This is a genomic window from Leclercia sp. 1548, from assembly GCF_050435045.1.
In the GTDB taxonomy this organism is placed as follows: Bacteria; Pseudomonadota; Gammaproteobacteria; order Enterobacterales; family Enterobacteriaceae; genus Enterobacter; species Enterobacter adecarboxylatus.
The window spans coordinates 266,413-288,270 of the sequence record NZ_JBNDJP010000001.1 but is presented as its reverse complement, the minus strand read 5'-3'; the positions used below and the strand labels follow the sequence as shown (position 1 = coordinate 288,270).

31 protein-coding genes and 1 pseudogene are annotated in these 21,858 nt (G+C 51.7%); 17 read left to right on the top strand and 15 right to left on the bottom strand.

The genetic code is table 11. From position 1 onward, the window contains the following. Nucleotides 1-48 precede the first annotated feature (48 nt). The 3 genes from ABIE02_RS01425 to blr form a co-directional block, all read right to left on the bottom strand. A complete protein-coding gene (locus tag ABIE02_RS01425) occupies nt 49-489 on the bottom strand; it encodes a DUF2569 domain-containing protein (RefSeq protein WP_336994700.1) in 441 nt (146 codons plus the stop codon). 86 nt (nt 490-575) lie between these two features. Continuing rightward, complete coding sequence (gene ydgT, locus ABIE02_RS01420) at nt 576-791, bottom strand: transcription modulator YdgT (RefSeq protein WP_032617854.1); 216 nt, start codon at nt 789-791, stop codon at nt 576-578. Between the two features lie 203 nt (nt 792-994). Further along, the gene (blr, locus tag ABIE02_RS01415) at nt 995-1,153 is read right to left on the bottom strand and encodes a division septum protein Blr (RefSeq protein ID WP_051916144.1); all 159 of its coding nucleotides are present in this window, start codon (nt 1,151-1,153) and stop codon (nt 995-997) included. Nucleotides 1,154-1,398: 245 nt separating this feature from the next. Between blr and ABIE02_RS01410 the strand changes: the two genes are divergently transcribed. Continuing rightward, entirely contained in the window at nt 1,399-2,439 is a 1,041-nt protein-coding gene (locus ABIE02_RS01410; protein WP_032617856.1) for an oxidoreductase, read from the top strand. A 32-nt stretch (nt 2,440-2,471) separates the two neighbouring features. On the opposite strand, the gene add is transcribed toward ABIE02_RS01410, so the two are convergent. From add to ABIE02_RS01370, 8 genes are all read right to left on the bottom strand, one after another. Further along, nucleotides 2,472-3,473 carry an adenosine deaminase gene (gene add / locus ABIE02_RS01405; protein ID WP_059308104.1) on the bottom strand — a complete coding sequence of 334 codons (1,002 nt, stop codon included), beginning with the start codon at nt 3,471-3,473 and terminating at the stop codon, nt 2,472-2,474. A gap of 113 nt (nt 3,474-3,586) precedes the next feature. After that, nucleotides 3,587-4,816, bottom strand: a complete 1,230-nt coding sequence (locus ABIE02_RS01400; protein ID WP_336994699.1) for a tyrosine-type recombinase/integrase — start codon at nt 4,814-4,816, stop codon at nt 3,587-3,589. Nucleotide 4,817: 1 nt separating this feature from the next. Beyond that, the gene (xisR, locus tag ABIE02_RS01395; protein WP_059308102.1) at nt 4,818-5,036 is read right to left on the bottom strand and encodes an excisionase family protein; all 219 of its coding nucleotides are present in this window, start codon (nt 5,034-5,036) and stop codon (nt 4,818-4,820) included. Nucleotides 5,037-5,100: 64 nt separating this feature from the next. Further along, nucleotides 5,101-5,340, bottom strand: coding sequence for a DUF4060 family protein (locus tag ABIE02_RS01390; protein ID WP_336994698.1), 240 nt, complete (start codon nt 5,338-5,340; stop codon nt 5,101-5,103). Next, the gene (locus tag ABIE02_RS01385) at nt 5,327-5,767 is read right to left on the bottom strand and encodes a hypothetical protein (RefSeq protein WP_336994697.1); all 441 of its coding nucleotides are present in this window, start codon (nt 5,765-5,767) and stop codon (nt 5,327-5,329) included. Before ABIE02_RS01385 ends, ABIE02_RS01390 begins: the two co-directional genes overlap by 14 nt. 34 nt (nt 5,768-5,801) lie before the next feature. After that, the gene (locus ABIE02_RS01380) at nt 5,802-6,884 is read right to left on the bottom strand and encodes a RecT family recombinase (protein WP_336994696.1); all 1,083 of its coding nucleotides are present in this window, start codon (nt 6,882-6,884) and stop codon (nt 5,802-5,804) included. Nucleotides 6,885-6,898: 14 nt separating this feature from the next. Further along, nucleotides 6,899-10,210 (bottom strand): RecE family exodeoxyribonuclease, encoded by a 3,312-nt coding sequence (locus ABIE02_RS01375; protein ID WP_336994695.1) that lies wholly within the window; start codon nt 10,208-10,210, stop codon nt 6,899-6,901. Nucleotides 10,211-10,349: 139 nt separating this feature from the next. Next, nucleotides 10,350-10,511 carry a YdaE family protein gene (locus ABIE02_RS01370; protein WP_336994694.1) on the bottom strand — a complete coding sequence of 54 codons (162 nt, stop codon included), beginning with the start codon at nt 10,509-10,511 and terminating at the stop codon, nt 10,350-10,352. Between the two features lie 14 nt (nt 10,512-10,525). Between ABIE02_RS01370 and ABIE02_RS01365 the strand changes: the two genes are divergently transcribed. Further along, the gene (locus tag ABIE02_RS01365) at nt 10,526-10,909 is read left to right on the top strand and encodes a hypothetical protein (protein ID WP_336994693.1); all 384 of its coding nucleotides are present in this window, start codon (nt 10,526-10,528) and stop codon (nt 10,907-10,909) included. Between the two features lie 197 nt (nt 10,910-11,106). On the opposite strand, the gene ABIE02_RS01360 is transcribed toward ABIE02_RS01365, so the two are convergent. The 3 genes from ABIE02_RS01360 to ABIE02_RS01350 are packed head-to-tail and all read right to left on the bottom strand — an operon-like array spanning nt 11,107 to nt 12,371. Then, complete coding sequence (locus tag ABIE02_RS01360) at nt 11,107-11,451, bottom strand: hemolysin XhlA (RefSeq protein WP_336994692.1); 345 nt, start codon at nt 11,449-11,451, stop codon at nt 11,107-11,109. Continuing rightward, entirely contained in the window at nt 11,444-11,902 is a 459-nt protein-coding gene (locus tag ABIE02_RS01355; RefSeq protein ID WP_336994691.1) for a hypothetical protein, read from the bottom strand. The genes ABIE02_RS01360 and ABIE02_RS01355 overlap by 8 nt, the downstream gene beginning before the upstream one ends. Further along, nucleotides 11,889-12,371, bottom strand: a complete 483-nt coding sequence (locus ABIE02_RS01350; RefSeq protein ID WP_336994690.1) for a helix-turn-helix domain-containing protein — start codon at nt 12,369-12,371, stop codon at nt 11,889-11,891. Before ABIE02_RS01350 ends, ABIE02_RS01355 begins: the two co-directional genes overlap by 14 nt. Nucleotides 12,372-12,384: 13 nt before the next feature. On the opposite strand from ABIE02_RS01350, the gene ABIE02_RS01345 reads away from it, so the two are divergent. The 6 genes and pseudogenes from ABIE02_RS01345 (at nt 12,385) to ABIE02_RS01320 (ending at nt 15,490) form a co-directional block, all read left to right on the top strand. After that, nucleotides 12,385-12,594, top strand: a complete 210-nt coding sequence (locus ABIE02_RS01345) for a transcriptional regulator (RefSeq protein WP_000145712.1) — start codon at nt 12,385-12,387, stop codon at nt 12,592-12,594. 11 nt (nt 12,595-12,605) lie between these two features. Next, the gene (locus ABIE02_RS01340) at nt 12,606-13,160 is read left to right on the top strand and encodes a toxin YdaT family protein (RefSeq protein ID WP_336994689.1); all 555 of its coding nucleotides are present in this window, start codon (nt 12,606-12,608) and stop codon (nt 13,158-13,160) included. A gap of 85 nt (nt 13,161-13,245) precedes the next feature. Continuing rightward, entirely contained in the window at nt 13,246-14,229 is a 984-nt protein-coding gene (locus tag ABIE02_RS01335) for a replication protein (RefSeq protein WP_336994688.1), read from the top strand. Beyond that, nucleotides 14,226-14,978: an ATP-binding protein gene (locus tag ABIE02_RS01330; RefSeq protein ID WP_336994687.1), complete on the top strand. Its 753-nt coding sequence runs from the start codon at nt 14,226-14,228 to the stop codon at nt 14,976-14,978. The genes ABIE02_RS01335 and ABIE02_RS01330 overlap by 4 nt, the downstream gene beginning before the upstream one ends. Before the next feature lie 13 nt (nt 14,979-14,991). Beyond that, nucleotides 14,992-15,231, top strand: a pseudogene (locus ABIE02_RS01325) (DUF977 family protein); the annotation flags it as partial. 16 nt (nt 15,232-15,247) lie between these two features. Beyond that, a complete protein-coding gene (locus ABIE02_RS01320) occupies nt 15,248-15,490 on the top strand; it encodes a hypothetical protein (protein WP_336994686.1) in 243 nt (80 codons plus the stop codon). 593 nt (nt 15,491-16,083) lie between these two features. Here the strand turns inward: ABIE02_RS01320 and ABIE02_RS01315 are convergent. Next, nucleotides 16,084-16,524, bottom strand: coding sequence for a hypothetical protein (locus ABIE02_RS01315; protein WP_156424705.1), 441 nt, complete (start codon nt 16,522-16,524; stop codon nt 16,084-16,086). A gap of 755 nt (nt 16,525-17,279) precedes the next feature. Between ABIE02_RS01315 and ABIE02_RS01310 the strand changes: the two genes are divergently transcribed. From ABIE02_RS01310 to ABIE02_RS01270, 9 genes are all read left to right on the top strand, one after another. Further along, nucleotides 17,280-17,519 carry a hypothetical protein gene (locus tag ABIE02_RS01310; RefSeq protein ID WP_059308090.1) on the top strand — a complete coding sequence of 80 codons (240 nt, stop codon included), beginning with the start codon at nt 17,280-17,282 and terminating at the stop codon, nt 17,517-17,519. Between the two features lie 34 nt (nt 17,520-17,553). Then, the gene (locus tag ABIE02_RS01305) at nt 17,554-18,150 is read left to right on the top strand and encodes a DUF1367 family protein (RefSeq protein WP_336994685.1); all 597 of its coding nucleotides are present in this window, start codon (nt 17,554-17,556) and stop codon (nt 18,148-18,150) included. 4 nt (nt 18,151-18,154) lie between these two features. Further along, on the top strand, nt 18,155-18,355 hold the full coding sequence (locus ABIE02_RS01300) for a hypothetical protein (protein WP_336994684.1): 201 nt from the start codon (nt 18,155-18,157) through the stop codon (nt 18,353-18,355). 2 nt (nt 18,356-18,357) lie between these two features. Then, the gene (locus ABIE02_RS01295) at nt 18,358-18,648 is read left to right on the top strand and encodes a DUF1364 domain-containing protein (protein ID WP_164540234.1); all 291 of its coding nucleotides are present in this window, start codon (nt 18,358-18,360) and stop codon (nt 18,646-18,648) included. Next, a complete protein-coding gene (rusA, locus tag ABIE02_RS01290) occupies nt 18,645-19,007 on the top strand; it encodes a crossover junction endodeoxyribonuclease RusA (RefSeq protein WP_336994683.1) in 363 nt (120 codons plus the stop codon). The genes ABIE02_RS01295 and rusA overlap by 4 nt, the downstream gene beginning before the upstream one ends. Next, nucleotides 19,004-19,144 carry a YlcG family protein gene (locus ABIE02_RS01285; RefSeq protein ID WP_336994682.1) on the top strand — a complete coding sequence of 47 codons (141 nt, stop codon included), beginning with the start codon at nt 19,004-19,006 and terminating at the stop codon, nt 19,142-19,144. The genes rusA and ABIE02_RS01285 overlap by 4 nt, the downstream gene beginning before the upstream one ends. Next, complete coding sequence (locus ABIE02_RS01280) at nt 19,141-19,971, top strand: antitermination protein (protein ID WP_336994681.1); 831 nt, start codon at nt 19,141-19,143, stop codon at nt 19,969-19,971. Before ABIE02_RS01285 ends, ABIE02_RS01280 begins: the two co-directional genes overlap by 4 nt. A 505-nt stretch (nt 19,972-20,476) precedes the next feature. Beyond that, on the top strand, nt 20,477-20,863 hold the full coding sequence (locus ABIE02_RS01275) for a Rap1a/Tai family immunity protein (protein ID WP_336994680.1): 387 nt from the start codon (nt 20,477-20,479) through the stop codon (nt 20,861-20,863). Nucleotides 20,864-21,255: 392 nt separating this feature from the next. Continuing rightward, the gene (locus tag ABIE02_RS01270; protein ID WP_336994679.1) at nt 21,256-21,447 is read left to right on the top strand and encodes a hypothetical protein; all 192 of its coding nucleotides are present in this window, start codon (nt 21,256-21,258) and stop codon (nt 21,445-21,447) included. The last annotated feature ends 411 nt before the right edge of the window (nt 21,448-21,858 follow it).

The window sequence follows — 21,858 nt, the reverse complement described above, 5'->3', positions numbered from 1 at the left end:
ATTATCGGACAAGCCGCGGCAGGCGACAACAGGTTAACTGTAAGGTTATTACGGGTTCACAAAGGTGTTCTTCACGCGTGCCGAACGCTTAAAGTAGGGCACAAACAGTGCAGTCACCAGCAGGGGGAAGAGTAACTGACGCACCGCCAGCGCATCGGAGACGGGCGAAAACGCGAAAGCTTTAATAGCCAGTAATACAGAAACCAGTAGCCAGATAATATAGTGTTTCGGCACAGCCCGACGGCATTTAAAAAACGCAATGGTTAACCAAAGCGTGTAGTACCACATGGCAATCGCAAAGGCGAAAGAAATAAACCACATGACAATATTACTGGTATTTTGCGCGCCCAGCGTTTTTAACGCGTGCGGCGTCGTTAACGCCGTAGAGTAAAGGACGAGTGCCAGCGAAGCGCTTAATAATGCCATTAGCAGCCAGGCAAGCGGAGCCAGTAACCAGCCGCCAATTTTTTCTCCAGCCGTTGTGGTCATGTTCTCTCCCGAAGTCAGCGTAACAGTGCAAACTGCAAATTTGCAGGGGCGAGAGTATATAACATTTCCCGGGAATGGCTACCCTCTTATAGCACGTAACGCCACACGGACTTAGGCACTTCGCCAATGTTGAACAAACGCCCGCCAGAGACCAGTTCAGCGCGGCGATGATCTGCGGCGCGGTACATGCTGATAATCTCCTGGTTATCGCTCAGACTGTAGTTCAGATGATCAAACAACTTTTCCAGACTTTCGAGGGAATTAATTTTGCGAAATTTTAATAAATAGTCCTGAACGGTCATATTAATAATTTTCCATATTAAGAAGGAGTGATACCAAAGAAGTAATTCGGTCGAATAGTAAACGGAACAAAAAAGGCGTAAACATTTGCCGAAGCGTAGCGGCAAAAATAAGAATTTTCTTTACATGGCAAAATCAGGCGTCGGTCGACGCCTGGCGATGAAGGTTAACGCTGTTCATGACGGCTGGCAATATGCAACTGACATCATATGTCACTATTTTTGAGCAGTGCATGCGGCTTGGCTTGATTGACACTATTGACCGGTTCCGGCGGCTGATAGTTGTCGATATGGCTGGCGATGCCCAGCAATATCACCGACACGCCCAACACAATCCATCCGGCTAACTCGATAATTCGATTAATGATTGTCGTCATGATTCGTTATTTTGTTTTATCCATAAATACAGTTTAAGAATTTTACAGCGCAGATTGCCGCCCGGCAAGCGCTTTGCAGTGTTGTTTTGCGATTGTAATCAGCTAGTTATAATTGTTAATCAGAAATTACTGATTGCATATGTCGCCCCGAGGCGCAAAACCCAGTTTTAACCTATTGTGACCAGAGTAGAGATAGTGTGAAATATGTGTGTCAAAAGAAGAGAGGCGACGTCATGAACGACAAAATCCGTGTTGGATTAATAGGTTATGGTTATGCGAGTAAAACGTTTCATGCTCCGCTAATTGATGGCACGCCGGGGATGGAACTGGCGGCAATCTCCAGTAGCGATGCGAGTAAAGTGCATGCAGACTGGCCGACGGTGCCGGTAGTTTCCGAGCCGAAGCATCTGTTTAACGATCCCACTATTGATCTCATCGTCATCCCTACGCCCAATGACACTCACTTCCCGCTGGCAAAAGCAGCCCTGGAAGCAGGGAAGCATGTGGTGGTGGACAAACCTTTTACCGTGACACTGTCACAGGCCCGGGAGCTGGACGCGCTGGCGAAAAGCCTCGGGAAATTGCTCTCCGTGTTTCATAACCGCCGTTGGGACAGCGATTTCCTGACCGTGAAAGCGTTGATCGCTGACGGGTCTCTCGGAGAAGTAGCCTTCTTTGAATCGCATTTTGATCGCTTCCGTCCGCAGGTACGCAACCGCTGGCGCGAGCAGGCGGGTCCGGGCAGCGGCATTTGGTACGATCTGGCCCCCCATCTGCTTGACCAGGCCGTTAACCTGTTCGGTCTACCGGTGAGTCTGAACGTCGATCTGGCCCAACTGCGCCCTGGCGCACAGGCCACGGACTACTTCCACGCTGTGCTGAGTTATCCGCAGCGTCGTGTGGTACTGCACGGCACCATGATGGCAGCGGCAGAATCGGCTCGCTATATAGTGCATGGCTCCCGCGGCAGCTACGTGAAGTTTGGCCTCGACCCGCAGGAAGATCGTCTGAAAAATGGCGAGCGTCTGCCGCAGGAAGACTGGGGTTATGACATGCGTGACGGCGTGTTGACCCGCGTTGAAGGCGAAGAGCGTGTAGAAGAGACCTGGCTGACGCTGCCGGGTAACTATCCGGCCTATTATGCTGGTATTCGCGATGCACTGAACGGCGACGGTGAAAACCCTGTTCCTGCGAGCCAGGCGATTCAGATTATGGAGTTGATTGAGCTAGGGATTGAGTCTGCGAAACATCGCGCGACCTTGTGTCTCGCTTAAAAAAGTAAAGCCCGGCAGAGCCGGGCTTTTTCTTATCCGCGTGCGACCTTGTCGCGCAGCGCCTGCTTCTCCGCAGGAGTCAGGAAGGCCATCTCCAGCCCGTTGATCTGGGCCTGGCGGATCTGCTCCCGGCTCAGTCCAGCCAGCGAGGCGGCAACCGTATACTCGTGAATAATATCCACGCCCTGAACCGCCGGATCGTCGGTATTCAGCGAGGCCATCACCCCATGCTCCAGGAAGGTTTTCAGTGGATGCTGCGCCAGCGTCGCCACGGTGCTGGTCTGAATGTTGGAGGTCAGACAGGATTCAATCCCGATACGCTGCTCTGCCAGGAAGTCCATCAGGGCCGGATCTTCAACCGCCTTCACCCCATGACCGATACGCTCGGCACCTAACTCGCGAATGGCCTGCCAGATGCTCTCCGGGCCTGCCGCTTCACCGGCATGCACGGTGATGTGCCAGCCAGCATCGCGGGCGCGGTTAAAGTGAGAAAGGAACAGACTGCCCGGGAAGCCCAGCTCGTCACCCGCCAGATCCACAGCGGTGATATGGTCGCGGTGCGCCAGCAGCGCCTCAAGCTCCTGCAGGCAGGCGTCTTCCCCGAAGGTGCGGCTCATGATGCCAATCAGACGGGCCTCGACGTTGAAGGTCTTGCAGCCCTCACGCACGCCAGCAATCACCGCTTCAACCACGCCTGCCACCGGCAGTTTATGGGTCATCGCCATGTAGCCCGGCGAGAAGCGCAGTTCGACATAGTGCAAACCGTTGCGCGCGGCATCTTCGATATTTTCAAAAGCGACGCGACGACAGGCGTCCAGCGAGGCCAGAACTTTTACCCCCCAGTCGAGCTTACTCAGGAAACTGACCAGATCCGGCTCGTTTTCCGTAACCTGCACATGTGGGATCAACGTTTCAAGGGTTTGTGCGGGCAGGGTTAAATTATACTGACGGCCCAGGTCAAGGATGGTCTGGGCGCGGATGTTACCATCAAGGTGGCGATGAACGTCAGTTAACGGGAGGGTGATATCAATCATGGTCGCACTCTTTATTAGTAGAAGTGCGAGCCATTATACTACAGTTAATTAACCTATTAAAAATGCTGAGAAATTCATGCATTTGCAGAATGAAAGGGGCATATAGGGGGCAATTAGCCTAATTTGCTGTTTAAAAACTCCACCTGATCCCGGTCTTTATCACACATCCATTTAGAGTAAACCTTATACACCATACTGGCATCAGTATGCCCCATCTGGCTGGCGATGAAAGAGGGGATCGCTCCTGCAGACAACAACCAGCACGCGTAAGTATGGCGAGACTGATAAGGCACACGACTGCGTATTCCCGCTTTTTTTAAGCCCTGCTTCCAGCTATAGCCCAGCGCGTTTTTTGAATAATAGGGATTCGGAACGGCAAATTTAATTACCGGACGAAACACAAACCGTACGTGCTGCTGATCAGTGCTCGCATACGCACGATGGTTAAATGTGATTTCTGTCGTCTGGTCTGCACCGGTCAGATGGAACTGATCTCTTAACGCTTCGAGGGCTGGCTCCAGCAATGTGATCGTGCGTTCTCCGGCGGACGTTTTAGGCGGCCCGAACTGATCGTAATTGTTCAGATTCCGACTGACGTGAATTTTTCCATCGACCAGATCAACATCATCCCATCCAAGTGCGCACAGCTCCCCATGACGAAGACCAGCGTAAAAGGCCAGTTTCCATAAGTTAACAACTGAAGCCGGTAATACCGAAATGAATCGCTCGTATTCTTCCATCGTGAATGGATCCGGTGCTTTTCTTGGCCGTTTCAAAGAAGGAATATCTTCAAAAGGGCTGTTGGTAATAATGTGGCTACGTTTGGCAAATTTTAGCATGGCGCAAAGCGTGCGGATTTGCTCGTTTACCGTAGCCGGTGCACGGCCCGTTTTATTCAAATGTGGCACAACATCATTCCGTACATCCCCCAGCAACAACTCCTTCCGGTATCTCAGAATGTCGATCTGTTGAATATCGGTGATGAGGGTTTCGCTACCAACGATCCGCAGCAGAATCTTGATGATGGAATGCATGTTCCGCGCTGATGCGTAGGACATTTCCAGCTCTTTGGTTCCGCTGTATTCATCACAAAGTTCCTGGAAGGTACTAATCCTCAACGTAGTTGAGAATTTTTTTGCTGCCTTAGAGCCAGGAAACTGCAGGCCATAATCGAATATCCCCATCTGGATATCACTGGTGATCTTCGCTCTGAGCTGGCCTGCTTTTTTGAGGTTGGCGTTCGTCACCAGCCAGCCTTTAAGCGTTTCCCGGCAACGAACCCCTCGATAAATGAACCATATCCGAATCTTGCCATTGTGAATTTCAACACCCGTTGGCGCCACGTCACTGCTCCTGAACGAAACTGTTTATCTTTGGGAAGTTGTACCAAAGTGTCGCCCGCGGAGAGTTGTTATCTCCTTCAGTCTGGGTTACACGCTTAAAATGAATACCTTCGATCCAGCGATGAGCGCGGTAGCAGGTTACCTGCCGCTTTGAGAGTCCCGTTCTCTCACACAGCTTCGCTTCGACCACCCACTCTTCGTTAAAAATCACCTGTGCCATCTTTCACCTCAGGTAACCGACATCATTATAAAGATGCCGGTTGTTAAACATTGATATTTCAATATCAGGCGATCTGCCCGGGTAATGATCGCAGGCGGCGCATGCCGGTCATCGCCGTGGCCACGTAGCTCGCCTTGCGGTTCACCACCTCCACCCAGACCTTCACTCCTTCCACCTTTACCGTGTACGTCTCTTTCATCCGGCTGCGTCCGTAGTTTCCGTACCGCTCTTGATGGGCCGCCAGGGCGATTTCGCAGGCCTGACGCGTCAGCGGTGACTGTGTGCTGCGGTTAATCAGCTTCATGCTTCACCACCTTTTTTGCGCCCTGGAGCATGGCGGCGCGGCAGGCGTTCCAAATCTCCTGTGCGTCGTCGTCATCAAAAAGGGCGTCAGAATGTGATGCCATCAGATCACGAATTTCTGACGGGCATTCTTTTGGCACTTCCGGCGCTGACGGGGCGATAATTTGAAACTCAGCATTAAGCGGCTGTGCTTTCAAAACAAAATCAACCTGGTCACGGCGAATGGTTTGCCACTCCGTTACCTGACCGTTGTATTCGTTCCTGATGCGGTATTGATAGACCGGTTCAGTCGGAGCGGTCAGTGCTGCCAGCGCGATTTCAAATATGGCCTTTTCTTTGTCGGCTATTTCGACGCCCGGAAACCGCTCGGCGTGCTCGATACATCCCTTTACGTATTCAACCAACTGCTCTTTTGTGAATTTGCTCATCTCGTTACCGGGAGGGCGAACCCTCCCGCCTCCCTTAGGCCACGTATTCCGGTTTCATGTCTGCCAGGGTGATGCTGAACTGATCGTGCAGTTCGTCGCCCAGATGACGTTTTGCCGACGCCAGCACGCGTTCAGCTTCCTCGAAGCGCTCGGCACCATCCGGTTCGCCGGGCTGCGGCAAGGAGTTGATCGCCGCCTCAACCTTGTTGCGCGCATCCACCAGGTGATAACGCTTCACGGCCTTGTTTTTCAGCTCGGTGTATAGGGCCGAACCCAGCGTGTTCTTGGCAGTTTCAATATCGGCCCTAACTGCTTTGGCGTTATCTACGTCCTGCGCCGCTTCAATGCGATCCCGGAAATCATCGGCCAGAGCATCAATGTTGGTTGCCGATTCCTGCGCGCTGTGGGTGGTTGTTACAGTGTCACCGGGGATGTCAGCCAGGCTGACTTTCTGAGCGGGCGCAGGGTTAATCTCCTTCTCCTGGCGATCTTCAAGCTCGTCAGGGGTATATACCCCGAGGATTACGTCAGGGCAGAACAGTCGCGCCCAGCGCTTCACTGCCAGATATGCGAGCTGTTGGCGCGGATCATCAGCCCATAGTGTTGAATTGCGGGTGCGTGCCTGCGCCAACAGCAAATCCAGTTCACGGGGCTGGTCTTCACCTTTCAGCGTTGCGCGGATAACGATGCCAATTCCAGCTTCGTCAGCCATCGTCCACCCTGGTACGCGATACTCTCCTTTATCCCCTTTGCGGATATTGAATTTGCCAATGATTTTTTCCCATGGCCCATACCATTCATATTCAAAGCGGTTGGCCAGCACGCCGCTGCGAGAAATTACCGCATTAACTAATTGAGCTTCGTATCCGAGGACACCGTTGATCAGGTGGGTTTTCTGCGCCACTGCAAAGGGATTCATCTGCCATTGGGCGGCCTGCATCGCAACAGCCATGCAGTCGGCCTGATTGCCCTGCAGGTGCTTGGGAACTGTTGCGGCACCCTGAGCCATAATCTGAGCAAATGTACTGATGGCGTTCAGGTATTGAGAATCGAACAGAGCCACGTTGGAGTTAATCACAGCGTTCTGGTCAGCAACGGTTACGTTAGTGTTTTGCATTGTCATTCTCTCCATTAAGCCAGGCGCAGCGCTTCAAGGCGGCGCAGGTCGAAGTCGTTCAGTTCGTCGGTGTAGTCTTCGGTGATCGGCGCTGGCCACACGCCAGTGTCGAAAGCGTTGGCGATGCGGTTCATCGTCTGGCGATACTCGAGCATGCCAAGCTCAATCAGTTCTTCGCTGGCCTCAACGATGGCGATCCAGTGATAACCCTCGTCTTTGTTGACGAAAATCCAGAAGAACTGGTCCAGCGCCGCGGTGTTCGTGTACATTGCCGCGCTGAGGTGATAATCGCGGTCGATGATTTCGCGGTGCAGACGGGCACGCAGGCCGGACTGTTTCACGTTCCACATGCTGATGGTTTTCAGGTCGACCCCAATGCGAACGGCGTCGATGTCGATTTCCAGATCCGGGCGCACGCGGATTTCCAGCCCGGTCTCTTCATCGATACCGAAATAGCTCGTCTCAACAGCGCGATCAGGGTGCAGCAGCAGCTTGCCGGCTGTCGGATGCTCGTGGAGGGCTTTCTGAATGGCCAGCGCCGTTTGCATCTGCTGCTGAGTAACCAAAATCTTATCGCCCGGGTTCTCGCGCCACGCATCCAGCAGTTCGTCAGCAAATATCGCATCCGGCTTAACGGACTTCACCGCCTGGATCATCTCCGCTTTGGTGCCGGACACTTTCAGCGGTGCAGGTTTCTGCGCTTCCTGTGCCACCAGGTCAGGGTTGATGATCGCCAGCTGCTCGAGGAGCGCATCACGGCTACCGCTGGTTTTCACCGGCGCGGGCAGGGTGGCGTTGTACTCTTTGATGCAGGCTTTCATTGCCGTGGCGGTATGTTTCGTGCCGTTTTCAATTCGCTGATAAACCTCTGGCAACTGCTCATAAGCTGCGTAGGTTTCATCAACTGATGCACCCAGCGGCAACTGTGCGGGCAGGGTGGCGTTGTACTCATCCAGCAGCGCCTTGATATCGTCGGCACTCAGCTGCGCTGGCAGGCTGGCGTTATGCGCATCGATAAAGGTGCGCAGGGTCGCCGCGGTGGTGAATGCCCCTTCCGGGATCGCCGGTTCCACGGTGAACTCCTCATCGAGGTTTTCCGGCTGCAGCGCCAGCGCATGCACTAGGTTACCCATATCCAGCACTTTGGAGCTTTCGCGCGGGATGGTTTTGGCGACGTGGCGCGCGTTGAAGTACATCAGGCTGACTCGGGCATCCTTCACCTGGGTGCTGCTGATCCCGTTCGCTGCGTGGTAAACGTTATTCGGCAGACCTTCATAGCGGCCCGGTTCGAAGTACGCCGGGTATTCCGGCGCGCTGGCGGTTTCCTCCGGCGCTTCGGTGGTAACTTCCGGCTGCGTGGCGTTCGCCAGCTCTGGCACGGCGACGGCCAGAACTTCTGCCAGGTTCAGGGCATCTGTTTGCGGATCAGCTGCATCAGCGCTTTCGCCTGGTGGTAACGCGTCACCAGCTTCTCCTTCCTGCGGGTGAGTCTCTTCCATCTGCACATCGCTGGTGGTCTCCGTTACTGTTTCCGTTTTTTCGACTGCGTTTGAGGGGGTATTGGTGACCGGGTCAGTATTTCCACCCATCAGGCCATCGATAGAGAACACGCCGCCTCCGAGGTTAGCGACCTGTGGCTGGCTGTCGCCAGCACTCACCCACTTTGGCAGGATCTGCGTTTCTGCTTCATCTTCATCAGCGAGTTTTTTCTCACCGGCTTCTACCCATTTCGGCAATGCTTGTTGCTGCTCGACGGCTTGAGTGTCCTCTTCCGATTCGATGCACGGCAGAGGGAGAAGCTCTGTCGCCTGGCAGAAAGCTACTGTCATTGTCTGGTTGACGTATTCGAGATGAGCAACCGGCGTCAGGTGGATGTTCTCCGGCGCAATGCGTACCAAGTTAAAAATGGCCGCGCGGTTGACCGCCAAAACGCCAGGTTGATTGCGTAAAATTTTGCTCCAGGATTTCCATGGATCTTCTTTGTTCGCGACAATCTCTTTGGCGCGGCGCAAAACACTGGAAGGGATTTCAAAATGGTGGAAATCCATCGGCAGCAGGGCGCAGGCGATCTCCAGATCGAGGGTGTCCAGGGTGTGATGCGCATCTGCTCCACGGTCAGTTACGTACCCGCCGTCGGCATTGGTGCCTGCATCTGTGCGCTGCACATTGCTTATGCGGCTGCCGGCGGCCCATTCGCGTGTCAGGATCCCACGGTCAATATATGGGGTGGCTACCCAGGCTTTAGTGAACTGCAACAGCAGCGCCAGCTCATGGCGTTTATCCATGCTGAACACTTTGCGAATGGCATTGGAATAGCGCCACAGGTCTTTGGTATCGAAGGTCTTAACCTCAGGGCAGCTTTCAGCAGCAAGCAAAAGGGTCTGGACATAGCTATTGTCGGTATCACTCTCCAGCGCATGCAGTTCCGCATGTTCACCGCGAGTGACATGATGGCGCAGTTCGTCCACCGTCAGTTGAGCCAGCAGTTGTTGACGGAACGGCAGTTTGCATAATGGATAACGAGTAAACTCATCACCGGTTTTATGGACCCGCAGGCCATTCTCATACCAGTAATCAGGCTCATCCTTGGCCGGGAGCTTTCCATTCTTCCAGTCTTCAACCAGCTGATTGCGATCACCAGCTTCTGCCTTAATCCAGCCCGACATGAAGGCGGCCACCAGTGCAGGGTCGTGTTCTTTGTCCTGCGGAAAAACTTCTTTGACGGCCTGCACCAGCTTCCACTCAGCATGCAGGCTGAGATCGCTAATATCAGCAACGTCATTTTTGGCCTTCAGGAGACGCTGGAAGTAAACATTTCCCTCATCGGTCGCCAGTTCGTTCGCGACGATGTGCTGCTCCTGGCTGATTTCCGAAAGGTATTTGTCACCCAACAGATGAACGGCGAAGCGGACAGCCGGGGTGCGATTTTCAAGCAGGGAGGTGCTGCCCACATCTGCGGTATCAGTGGGGGTTACCGCTGCGGTCGGCTGATTCTCATCGCTGGTGGCGCTGTCCAGGGCGATGGTGGTTTCGCTCTGAGATGCGGCACCCGGGATCACGTTCCAGGTGCGCTGGTCTTCGGCCAGGGTGTAGCGCTCGCACCAGGTGTAATCGATGGTGCTTTCTTCGGGCAGGTCATTGAACACCGGGAAATCGGTGCGAACAGGCTTGGCGTAGTCTTTACCGCGGCCAGTTTCGATGCCTGCATCTTCCAGCGCGACATCCAGCTGCAACGCAGCTCGTGATTGGGTGTTGGCGGAGAGCCACACTACAGCGTCAGGCTTCCCTGACTTCTGAGTGGCCTTAACCAGGTAGAAAAATTCCATGTCAGATCCTCATTTTTGGATGTAAGATCCCCGGGCCAGAGATAGCGCCCATTGGGTGTGTTTTTGGTTTTGGTATAAATTCCGGTGTAACTTTGGTTGGTGGCACCGGACGTAGACCCCGCCTTGCGCGGGTTTTACGTTAGGCTTCGTGAGCCATCTGGTCGTAAGAAGCGCAACGTGTAGAACAGTAGTCACGTGGTTCGCGCGCCAGCTGGGCGCCGCAGATGAAGAGCAATACGTTTTTAACTTCTTTCTCTTGCTCGATTGGTTTGCGGCAGTACGCGCATTTCTTCTCTTGCATGACTCCCTCCGTTAATGGCTCAGGCCATTCCCCACGCCGTTAAGAAAAACCTCGACCAGCAGATCAGTGGTGCAAGTACGCTCAATGCCGCGATGCAGATAGAGTTTGCCGCGCTTGTTGGCGGATGCCGTCCAGGTGCTGTCTTTGTGCTTTACGAGCATGCCGGGCAGAACTGCGCCGCGGTTGACCGTCTGGGTTCCATAGTGCTGATGAACCATGATGATTCCCTCTTGTTTGCCCTTGTCGCCAGGCTGGCGGAACGTTTCTTTAACCTGATGCGCGTTAATCACTCCACCTCATCCGACTATTCGTATGCCGCCGGCGGCTACTTCGTGGGCTCCATGCCTGGGTGGTACGTGGTGCGTCTTGGTGATACTAGTAAATCACCACTTTACTAAATGGTCAAGCAATGAAGTTATAAAAAGTACAGCAATGCTTTACTGGTATGATTTGGAGTGCGGAATTGCGTGTTAGAAGGCAAAAAAATTCCGACGCCAAGGTCGGGATCGGGGAGTTCGGGGTGGTAGTTTTGCGGCGGAGCTGGTGGGTTAGGATATAAAAAAACCCGGCGTGGTGGCCGGGTTTAATCTGATTGTCAGGCGTGTAAAAATTTAATAACAATTCCGGAAGCAACGCCTACGATAGCAATCATTGACCCAATGATTGTCAACGCCTGCAGTCTTAATGCACTATGAAGATCAGCTTTAGCGTTAGCTACCTCGGTTTTAACAGATGCGATGTCACTACCGGTGGCGTAATTAGATTTTATGACTGCGATGTCAGTTACTAACGTCGATACTTTTTCTTCTAGTTTTTTTATTCTCTCGAGCATGTCATCACCTCCGCCATTTCCATCCCCAAACTTACCATCCAGCTCAGGGAAAGCAGGGGTCATGCCACGTTTGGCTTTCTCAGCATTATAGTTATACATCTTATGCATTATTTTCACCAGTAACCCAAGTATCGGATACAATTATGAAAGTCGACATGCGCTCGTACTTTATGGCATCAGGCTCAGAGGCATCCTTATCTAACAGACCCACCTCAATTCTATACAGCCCTGAAGAATGAATTTTATGGCCTTTTAAGTCAAATAAAAGCTTGGTTACGTAAAATCCCTCTCCATTGTGAGCTTCGTTTATATCGATTGGTTCCAGCCATTGGTAGGCAGAAGTTGTGTCATTACCTTTATCATCAAGTACTTCTAATGTTAAATGATAGGAAGAAGTGGGGGATGTACCATAAAGATGCACTTCTATGCAAAGCTCTAAGTCAATAGGATAAGTGGCCGCAGGGAAAACAGATATCGGATGACAAAACGCCCTATTGTCATTATCACGTACTGTTTTACCTGAGGTTACAGAAAGAATTCTTACTTCATTCATTTTCATTTAACCGTTTGTTAGACCGGGTCCGCCCCTTCATGTACTTCTCATACATTTCATCAAGCTCCTTCAGGCGAATCGCGAAGATGCGGAGCATGTTCTGTTGTTCTTCTTCCGGCAGCTGGCGGTAAAGCTCCAGCAGACGCTGTTCGTCCGGCTTGAGTCCGTCTTTCTCTCCAACGTCCTCACCGAGTAACCATGGCACCGATACGCCAGCTGCGTCTGCAATAGCCAATGCTGATTCTTTGCTGATTTTACCGGTTCGAAACCAGCCGGTTACAGCCTGCTTGCTGACATTAGCAACCCTGGCCATCTCTGTTTTTGAGAAGCCTTTGCCGTTCAATTCAGTCAGCCTAGAAATCAGGCTCTGGTTAGGATCTTTTTTATTCATATAGGGATTGTAAACAATAGCTTTACCAGTTGGTAGGCAGGCGTGTATTGACTCAATGGTAAATTGGTGCTTTACTTTGCTCACTTAAGGAGGTCCTATGACTGGTATTGAAAATGCAATCCTCCGATCTGGCTCAGCCAGCGCGCTTGGCGCTTTGATCGGAGTTTCAAAAATGGCCGTTTCGCTGTGGCGCCGCAAAGGCATTCCTGCCGAACGAGTGCTGCCAGTGTTTGAGGCTACTGGCGTAACACCCCACGAACTGCGACCAGATCTTTACCCAAATCCCACTGACGGTTTACCAAAGTAGGAGCGTTAACAATGCAAACACTTTCTTTTCAACAGAATAACAGAGCGCCGGCAGAGCACCTGATATTCCAGTATCACCACAAAGAAGAGTCAGCTGGTAACGTTGACCACCGTAATTTATGCGCAGCGGTCCGCGCCTGGGCAGCAGCGGAAGGGCGTTTATTCGTTGCGCTGCAAATCAGGGAAGTGGCGGAAGAAATGGCGCTTGAAGGAATTGATCTCAACGTTCAGCCGGGCGTTTGGAACGTGAAGATGTTTCGCTGGTTGGACAACAAAGAGAATTCGGCAGTATACCGCTCGAATGTCGAATTGCTGGCCCCAGCCATTATCTCGGCATTACCTCTTGCGTATCGGGATCGTGTCATTCAGATCGACGATGTTGCAGTTCGAATCGCCAGAACGGTGAAAGAGGACGCTGAAGCTATTCAGGCTGTCATGCTCAAAGCGCCAAAGCAGGTTCGGCTGAAGGAGATCAGCGAAAAGATTGTCGCCAGTTTCTATCTGGACGGCCCGGACTCTGTGGCGCCATTAATGGCTATGGTAACGACGATGTTGGGGGCTGTATGACGGGATCTAAAAAGGCGAAAGCCACTCTGCGGGAACAGAAGTGGCCTTCAGTTGCAACAAACGTCAGTCAATTGCGGAGGTAAGTATGTCAAATACTGCTGAAATTTACAATTTCCCCACGCAAGAGGGGAAGCAGGAGAGTCGCATGGCTGAACTGGAGAATGGCTACCTGCGCTTAGCCAACCAGATTCAGGATGCTCTGTGTATCGTCGAGTTATCGGGCCGTGAGTTCCGGGTGCTGAACGCTATCGTTCGTCTGACGTATGGCTGGTCGAAAAAATCAGACCGGATTGCCAACAGCCTCATCGCGGACAAAACCACGCTGAAGGTAAAGCATGTTTCTGAAGCCGTGCTGAGCCTCGCTTATCGGAACATCATCATCCTGCGCCGCATCGGGCAAACCAGATACATAGGGATTAATACCAACCTGGATAAATGGGCTTATACAAAGCCGAACTGCATGAAGTGCCCAGTAGCTTTCCCGTCTGCTGAAGCTATAACTTGGGTAATCTCTATTCCCGAAATCAGCCTTTACAATCCCCTGAAACAGGGATGGTTATCCCTGAAAACAGGGACAGCTATCCCTGAAAACGGGGATAGCAAAAATACCCCTCAAACCATCCCTGAAAACGGGGATGGTTATCCCCGAAAACAGGGAAATGGATCCCCGAAAACAGGGAACACCAAAGACATTCTTCCAAAGACAAATATAAATACAGATCTAACCCCCTCTAATCCCCCAAGGGAGAAGGTGAAGTTTGACCCGTTGAGTATCCCGGTTCCTGAATGGCTGGATGCGTCGTCCTGGAGGGAGTGGATTGCCTATCGTCAGCAGTCTGGCAAGGCCATCAAAACTGAACTGACCGTCACCAAAGCGTTCCGTCTGCTGAAAGAGTGCCTGGACGAAGGTCACGATCCGGTAGCCGTGATCAACACCAGCATCGCAAACGGGTACCAGGGTCTGTTCAAGCCAAAATTTGGCCTGAGCAGCCGTAAGGCGGTCCGAGATGTGAATCACATTTCCCAGCCAGATAAAAAAATCCCAGCAGGCTTCAGGGGGCAACCATGAAAAACGCAATCGGCACCGGCAGCGCGCTTGAACGCCTGCGTAAGTTTATCCCGGCCAGCGTGCAGCCGAAATTCAACAGCGTCGCAGAGTGGCAGGCATGGCAGCAGGAAGAGGGCCGTAAACACCGCCAGCTAATCGAAAAGCAAAACCAGCGCGCGCGGTCTGAGAAAATTTTTGGTCGTGCCGGAATACAGGCCCTTCACCGCAGCTGCTCGTTCGCGAACTACGAAGTATCAGGCCCGGAACAGCGTCAGGCCTACAGCATGGCGAAGAGCTACGCGCAAAACTTTGGCGGAGGCGGATTCGCAAGCTTCGTCTTCAGCGGCGCACCGGGTACCGGGAAGAATCATCTGGCGGCGGCAATCGGCAACCACCTGCTGGCAGCCGGGCACTCCGTTCTGGTGGTGACCATCCCTGACCTGATGCTCCGTGTTCGCGAGTGCTACGACGGCGGACAGTCTGAATCAGCGTTGCTTAACGATCTGTGTAACGTCGATCTCCTAGTGCTGGACGAAGTAGGCATCCAGCGCGGCTCCAGTGGTGAGAAGGTGATTATCAACCAAGTGATTGACCGTCGGCTCTCTTCGATGCGACCGGTCGGCATCCTGAGCAACCTGAATTACGACGAGTTGGTGGCTACACTCGGCGCGCGCGTCGTAGATCGCCTTCGGATGGACAGCGGCATCTGGGTCAATTTCGACTGGGCAAGCTATCGCGGGAACGTATCGCACCTGCGGGCTGTGAAGTGAGAAGGGGGTGATTATGCCGAGACCAAAAACGCATAGCGAACGCACCCTGTTCATCGCCTGGATTATCGAGTTGGTGAAAAAGCATGGCCGCGTAACGACCAACGATGTCGTCGCCATTTTCGGCCTGCACCGCACCACTGCCGAGAAATACATCCGGGCTGCCGTAGAGCAGGGGAAACTTATCCGCCACGGGCGCTGCGGCGTCTTCCGCGACCAGCGGGCAGTTATCGACTTTGACATGGAGCGTTACACGCACCGAGGAGCATCACATGAGTGATTCACTGAGCAACAAAGAGCTGGTGGCCGTTGGCCATCAGTTTGCGAAGACGATGAGCAGCGACACGCCGATCATCGATATGGCGAAGATTGTTTCCCGTCTGGCGGAGCGGCTGGACTGCACCACCGCGGCGTTGCGTGAGATGACGAAGCAGAGGGATGCACTGAAGGCTATGCATCAGCAAGTTATCAGGGAAACGATGGATGCCTGCACTAAATATCGCGATACAGATTGAGCCCTGAAGTCGAAAGGCATTAATTATGGAGATGCAGAGCTAAGAATTGCTGATGCAGTGGAAGTACGGTAGGGTTAGCAATGTTCGATTTAAAAAGCTTTTGGGCGCTGGATTAGGCGGACAGCAGACTTAACAGCGGCCTTGTTGCCGCTGTTTTTGCAATCAGAGACCGTTAGACTTCATTTCTTCGTATTCTTTCATTGTAAAATACAGGTCAATATACTTGTAAAGTCGGTAAGGCCACTCAGCTGCTATATCCATCGATTCAGTAGCTGTCATATCAGATGAAAAGGTCAAAAAAAGACCGACGATGAAGAATCCACTTACATAGATGGTTGCTAATGCCTTTAACATTCAATCCTCGCGATAGATTAGACAAACGTAATGTCGTAAATCGACAAAATATTAATACTATTTAATTTCATCTTAATTATTTTATTACTAATCAGATGAGACTATGTCATGACCTCCTTCAGAGAAGATTGTTGGGGCAATCCTGTGGTAGATTTTTTATGCTAGTAATAGGTTCCTAAGACTGCCTCCTCTCTAAACCCAAGAGGGTGTTATCGGAGATGGAGTGTCGAATGAAGAGATTAACGTGACTTGAAGTTCACTTTTTTTTCTTCTGATTTAGCACCGCATTTTATGCATTCAAATAAGTGGTGTGTATCGGTAGACCCAGCGGATGACCATGAATGTTCCTTTCCATGGATGCGCTCGGAACCACAGCGCCTGCAACGTTGCTTAACATTGCAAAAATCATCCACATCTACGTTTTCATACTCTTCGTGTTTTTCTCCCTCTTGTTCCAGTCCACATTTGATGCATTTTTTGACCGTCACGCACTTGTAGTCGAATTTGTACTCAGCTTTACCGAGTTGATGCTTTTCAGTTTTGATAGTCTCATGGCAATCCGGGCATATCTTTGAGTATTTACAGGTCTCATTCTCAATTAATTTGTAACTACCGCCATGAATTCCGACGGCACATTTAGCTTTTAATGCTGCACTTTTAATACTATCCCACAATCCCATAAGAGTTCCTTTTCGGCAAAAGCCGTAATGATAAGTAATTTAAGTTATAGAAATAAAACCCAGCCACTTCTAGAACCCAGCCACGTCTAGAGGAAGTTGGCTCTAATCTGACAACATTGTTAATCTATTTTCTAAAGGTGACAATAATGTTTACCGTCATCATATGATTGTTGTTAACAAAAGCGCAATCTTTAAACTGCTAAAGCATAGTTGCAATGTCGTCTATTTTTTGCCCTCACCTATGACATTCAAAAATCATTAGTCACCATACTTAAATAAAATTTCATATATTATCGGCAGTCAGCAGACGAACTTTAGTGGCCTGAGTAGTAAATAGTCACCGTCTTGCAAAAAATTGTAATGCTGACACAACGTGTCACCGCATCAATATACCCTCAGGCCTAGGCCTGCGCTTGGTTACGTGGAATTGAACGCTTTCTGAACAGAGCTTTGCTTAGGCACATCCCTCCGGATTTGAGTGTAAAAACTTCAATTTTTAATAAAATTAATTTTATTCAAGCACTTGTGCCATGCTTTGCAGGCATGCTTTTCACAGGCATTCTTACGCTAAAAGAACGATAACTGTTTATACATACAGTATTTTGTTGTATGGTTTAAGTACTACAGGAAAAAATGAATTTTTCTTCCGGCGAACCTATTAGGAAATTTGCGCCATTTGTTATTTTTGGCTCTATGGAGTGAAGTTCTCCCCGCCGGGAGAGCGTATTTGTAGATAGCAAAGTGAGGAGGTTGATGTGAAAGAAAAGCAGGAGCAGGATGACTGGTACGACATTATCAGACGTTCAGACGGCAAGCTTATTGGTTCCATGCCGTTTGAGAGCCGATGCCTCGTATACACCAGGAATGGGATGGTGTCCTGCCGCCCGCTGCTGGAGGATGAGGGAATCTTCAATCTGTCGTCTGGAACCCGCTTTCTTCGCCGCCTTGGCTACCGCCTCGTTCAACCCTCTGATATTATGATATCAACGGACTGAACACCCGTTGACCTGATGCGCCACGGAGAACACCATGGCGCAGTTACAACTCATCAAGCAATCCTCAGGAATTCTGATCCCCGCCACGCCGGAGACCAGCGAATTACTGCAATCAAAAATCAAGCTCGGCGCGGTGCTGGTGGCCGACTTCAAACAGGTCCGTAACCCAGCTTTCCACCGCCGCTTCTTCGCTCTGTTGAATCTCGGCTTCGAATACTGGGAGCCAACCGGCGGGGCCATCTCATCCAACGAACGCAAGCTGGTGACCGGCTATGCGAAATACCTCGCTTCATACGGCGGGAACGAAGGCGCGCTGCTGGATGCTGCTGAACAGTATCTTGAACGCATCGCCGACAAGCGCACTGGCAGCATCAGCGCCTGCAAGTCCTTCGACGCGTATCGCGCCTGGGTAACCATCGAATCCGGGCATTACGACGCTATCCAGTTGCCTGACGGCACTCTTCGCAAGCATCCACGCAGCATAGCCTTCGCCAACATGGACGATACCGAGTTTCAGCAGCTCTACCGGGCTGCACTCGACGTTTTGTGGCGCTGGATCCTGTCACGGGCATTCAAAGACCAGCGCGAGGCTGAGAACGCCGCCGCGCAGCTGATGAGCTTCGGGGGATAACCAGATGGCGAAATCATGGTTCCACTACACCGAATGCAGTACCAAACAGGCCGATGAACTTCAGCGGCAGTACCAGCGCCGTGGGGTAGCTGTAACACGCAGCCTCAATCGCGATTACCTTACCTGGACCGTCAGCGTAGAGCGACAGGAGGTTAAGTACCTCGAGCCAACGCCGCGGACCTTCCGCCAAAAGGTCTGGGGGTGATCATGGCAAATCTATGCAAAGAAGCCCGTGGCCGCGAATGTCAGGTACGTATCCCCGGCGTGTGCAATGGCAATTCTGAAACGTCCGTTCTTGCGCATATCCGCCTGGCCGGTCTGTGCGGTACCGGCATCAAACCGCCTGACCTGATCGCCACCATCGCCTGCAGCAGCTGCCACGACGAAATAGACCGCCGCACCCGCTTAGTTGATGCGGCATATGCAAAGGAGTGCGCGCTGGAAGGCATGGCCCGCACGCAGGTTATCTGGCTGAAAGAAGGCAAAGTAAAAGTATGAGCGAGTATCGAATCAGCTTGCCGTGGCCGCCGAGCAATAACCGCTACTACCGGCATAACCGAGGGCGCACGCATATCAGCACAGAAGGGCAGGCCTACCGCGACCGCGTCGCCCAAATCATCAAAGACGGGATGCTGGATATCGGCCTGGCTACGCCGGTGAAAATCCGTATCGAGTGCCACATGCCGGATCGCCGCCGCCGGGACCTGGACAACCTGCAAAAAGCTGCGTTCGACGCGCTGACAAAAGCCGGGTTCTGGCTGGACGACCAGCAGGTGGACGATTACCGCGTAAAGCGGATGCCGATCATCAAGGGCGGCAAACTGGAGTTAACCATCACCGAGCTGGAGCCAGCATGAAACCAGAACTAATCGAATCGCTTCGCATGCGCTGGCTGCGCCTCCGCATTTATCGCCGCCCGGGAACGGTGCTGGTGGACTATCGCATCCTTCGTAACTTTATCCGCATTTACCTGATGGCAGGAGCCACAGCATGAACCTCGAAAACACCGTGAAATACCACTTCGCAAAGTCCACGATGATCAGCGACTCCCCGCACGCCACCGCATCAGATTCTCTGACCGGTACGGATATCATGGCAGCCATTGGCATGACGCAGGAACGCGCCGCCATGGGGTACAGCGCTTTTCTCGGGAAGATGGGGATCAGCCATAACGACCGGGAGAGGGCGATCGCGCTGCTGGCCGAATACGCGCTGACAAAATGCGATAAGGTTGCCGCGCTGCGCAAGCTGAGCGAGGGAGTTAAGCCGCTGGTAATGCAACAGCTGGCCACGTTCGCGTTTGAAGACTATTCGCGTAGCGCTGCCAGCGTGAAAAATTGTGATTGCTGCGCGGGGCAGGGGTTTATCGAGGCTGACGTGTTCACTATGAAAACCAGCATGTCTGGGTGCGCAAAGGACATCATTCAAAAATCAAAGAAATGGGGACTGAAGGTTATTCCCTCGCAGCATCAGAACCGGCGCCAGGTGAAAGAAGTTGCCCGCGTTCTATGTGTGACCTGCCAAGGGAAGAGGGTTGTCAGCTGCGCCTGTAGTGATTGTCATGGGAGGGGGCTGGCAGTGAATCAGGAACTCACAGAGGAGCAGGGCGTGCCAGTGCTGGCTGCCTGTAAGCGCTGCAGTGGTCGCGGTTATGAGCGAATCCCTTCGACAGAGGCCCATGCAGCTGTTTGCCAGATTACTGATGCAATCAGCCTGGATACCTGGAAGAAGTCGGTTAAGCCGTTTTACGACCAGCTGATCACGAAATTTGATATCGAAGAAGCCTGGGCAGAAGCGCAGCTTAAGCAGATAACACGATAATGCTCACGGAAATAGCTTACGTTTCAACCGTGAGCTATTTACTTTTCCCGAATCTGTGTTAATTTCATCCCAACGATGGGTTATTGCCTTCGTTTCAAGCCCTGCGGTTAACACCGTGGGGCTTTTTGTTTGCGTAGAACACCCGCCAGTATTTCATTCGTCACAAAATTGAAGCATAAAGCTCTTGCCATTTTGTCTGGATTGGCCTTTGGATGCTAATTTTAAGGTGGCATTCGATAATGCTCTCGATACCCTTACAACACTCGGGTGGGGAAACACCCATACGCAGAGACAACTGCATGACCCCTGACCAGCGACTCAGCGCTGGTCTTTTTTTGCCACTAGCTCAACTGGAGAAAATACGGACTACTAACTCTGAGGTTCAGGGTAAAATTCTCGATGGGGCTGAAAAGTTAACCTAAAATATCGTCAATTGCAGCAGTGTTTGTGTGGTCATTCTGAGGGTGATAAGATCTACAGCATACTCATCGACGAGGCTGGTTTTATGTGCCGTAATATTTTGACAATTTCTTTACTTGCTCTTGTATTTGCAGGGACTGCTGGTGCTGCACAAAATCAGATGCAATCAGTATTAGGGGGAGAGTATAACCCGGAGAAAGTCTCTTCAGCAGAAGCTGTGCTGGGACACAGTAAAGAACCTCATGCAGAAACTCGTGCTGCAACTTTAAAGGGCTATATCCTTGCTTATCTTGATAAGGATTATGCGGATTTTCAGGCAGGACGTGGAAAAGTTGATTATTGCCCGAACGGTTCTCTTGCACATGTTGAGCAAAAGGTTAGTGAATACATTATCGCAACGCCCAGCGCTGTTAACGAACCATTCACCAAAGTAATCCCTGAAGCTTTACGGTCGAAATTTCCCTGCAAATAAATTAGCTCAGCGGCTAAGGTGTTTGTTACGTAATCCAGGCTGCCTATTGGCAGCTTTATGTTTTACATGACTTTAGCCAGCAGGGCACTGATGCTCTGTTGTTCATACTGAATAAATATACAGATAAAATAGCTTTATGGCAGGAAGACGACTAGGCTGTGCCTGTGATGAATCCCCCTATGCGGTGGGGCGTCTAGACAGGCAGGTGAGTAGCGCGGTTCTGTGGTCTGGCGCAGAGTCACCGGGAGGCACCCGGCATCACACCCATTCATGCACTTCTTCGTCCGGCTCTGATGTAGGTTATGTAGCGCACAGCAAGCCTGGATTCCGTTTTACATATCAGATAATGTCATCCTTATGAGTTCTATCAGAGCTTGCAGAGGACAATCATTATGGAAGAAGGATTCTACTGGATACAGTACGGCGGCAGAGTTCAGGTTGCTTATTACACTGACGGCGAAACTGAAGACCTTGAAACAGGAAGAATCATTACTGGTATCTGGCACCTCACACAAGGCGATGATATTTGCGATGACGGCGAGGCTGAGATTTTATCAGGACCATTAACGCCGCCACATTTTTGAAATAAACACCGTTGCGTTTCAATATAGGGTATAGGCTTATATCTGGTGAATCCCCCTGTGCGGTGGGGCAATCCAGTTAATGTATATGTGCTTGCGGCTCGTATAACTGGTAACGAGTCACCGGGAGGCACCCGGCACCTGTATGTAACCTGGTAAGTGCTTTTTGAGCCTGTTCTTCCGGACAGGCTTTTTTTATTCCCGCTTCGAAACTGCTGCTACCTTCAAATTGTGAGCCAGGCCAGAACCTTTCGCCGGACATCCTGATCGGTCAGTGGCGCTGCTCGACACAGCTGTTGCACGGATAATGGTAAGATTACACGACTACCTTCTTAGATTTCCAACTCAGTTAGGCCTGCTGAAAAGCGGGCCTTTTTTATTTCAGGCTCCCGGAAACCCCATCAAGGACTGCCG